The organism is Brevibacillus fluminis (assembly GCF_003710825.1).
Classification (GTDB): Bacteria; Bacillota; Bacilli; order Brevibacillales; family Brevibacillaceae; genus Brevibacillus_D; species Brevibacillus_D fluminis.
The window spans coordinates 1-644 of record NZ_RHHQ01000043.1 but is presented as its reverse complement, the minus strand read 5'-3'; the positions used below and the strand labels follow the sequence as shown (position 1 = coordinate 644).

1 protein-coding gene and 1 pseudogene are annotated in these 644 nt (G+C 53.3%); one reads left to right on the top strand and one right to left on the bottom strand.

Translation table 11 applies throughout. The features are described 5' to 3' along the window. A pseudogene (locus EDM56_RS31635) lies at positions 1–264 on the top strand (ABC transporter permease); the annotation flags it as partial. Positions 265–352: 88 nt separating this feature from the next. Here EDM56_RS31635 and EDM56_RS31630 read toward each other — a convergent pair. After that, positions 353–644 (bottom strand): HD-GYP domain-containing protein (locus EDM56_RS31630; RefSeq protein ID WP_342772421.1); only part of this gene is annotated, 292 nt, incomplete at its 5' end.

Here is a 644-nt window from a genome sequence, read left to right as displayed (position 1 = left end):
ATGTTCCGCAATCAAGCGCTGGCGATCGGCTTGGGACTGATCGTTCAGTTTACGGGCAGCGCGATCACCGAGACGTTTTTGGGGCAGTACAGCTGGCTGAAATACTCCTTGTTCGCCAACACCTCGCTCTCCATGTACTGGGAAGGGACGCCTTTGCTCCCGGACATGACGATCGGATTCTCGATTGCTGTGCTGCTCGCCTATTACATCGTATTTATGGCGATGGCCTGGATCACGTTCACAAAGCGGGACGTTGCCAGCTAAGCAACAAATCAATTTTCGCGAAGCAAAACAAAGAACCAGCCGATGAGGATGTCGGGCTGGTTCTTCCGCGTTATGTAAGCTTTCGGTGTTACATTTGAGTGACCAAAGCGGCCCCGTCTGGCTGTTCGTTTTCTTCGATCTGTTCGATCAAAAGCTCATCTGCCCGCGTGAGGCGGTGGGCATGCTCAAAGCTTTCCTCGGTGATGCATTGGAAGAATGTATACACGACTATCGGGCAAAACTGCGACCCTGCATGGCGGGTGATTTCATTGCAAGCGACATCAAACGGCATGCCCATGCGATAGGCGCGATTGGAAGTCATCGCATCGAAAGAATCGGCGACCGCTGCAATCCGCGCGATCAGCGGAATATCCTCACCC